The sequence below is a fragment of the Methylobacterium sp. WL7 genome (genome assembly GCF_008040085.1).
Taxonomy (GTDB): Bacteria; Pseudomonadota; Alphaproteobacteria; order Rhizobiales; family Beijerinckiaceae; genus Methylobacterium; species Methylobacterium mesophilicum.
This window is the reverse complement of record NZ_VRVG01000376.1, coordinates 1-487: the sequence shown is the minus strand read 5'-3', so window position 1 is coordinate 487 and position 487 is coordinate 1. Positions and strand designations below refer to the sequence as shown.

Sequence of the window (487 nt, the reverse complement as noted above, 5' to 3'; positions counted from 1 at the left end):
GCTGCACACCTGGCCGCCAGCGCTGGGGCGCGGGCCGAGTGGGCCGCCACGCACAAGCTCTCCGACGACCCGCGCATCACCGCCATCGGCCAGGTCCTGCGCAAGACCTCGCTGGACGAGCTGCCGCAGCTGTGGAACGTCCTGCGCGCCGTCCCGGCCGTGCTCGCCCAGCGCGGCAGCAAATAGCGCGCAGACGCCAAATTTGTTGGCTCCGCGCTGACGGCGTTGGCGCATGCCGATGCATCGGTCTACAGGCGAACCTGTCCCGCATGCAGGACGGGGACGGTGTGCGATGAAAGGGCTGTTGCTGAACGCGCTGCTCGGCCTTGGGCTCGGGCGCTTCGGCTCGGTGTGGTGGCTTCTCGCATTCCTGCCGATCGTGGCAGCCGAACTCGCCTATGGCGTCTACGCCTACCATCTCAGTATGAGTGGCGGTCTTCGCCGCGGAGCAGCGCTGTTGGTGTGTGGCCAACTGGCCTTCCTACTC

Annotated in this window: 2 protein-coding genes; both read left to right on the top strand. The window is 67.8% G+C overall.

The features are described 5' to 3' along the window. The coding region (locus FV233_RS31550) for a sugar transferase (RefSeq protein ID WP_281408061.1) at window positions 1–186 on the top strand (186 nt) is incomplete at its 5' end. A gap of 106 nt (window positions 187–292) precedes the next feature. Further along, window positions 293–487: hypothetical protein (locus FV233_RS29855; RefSeq protein ID WP_147899675.1), on the top strand; the 195-nt coding region annotated here is incomplete at its 3' end.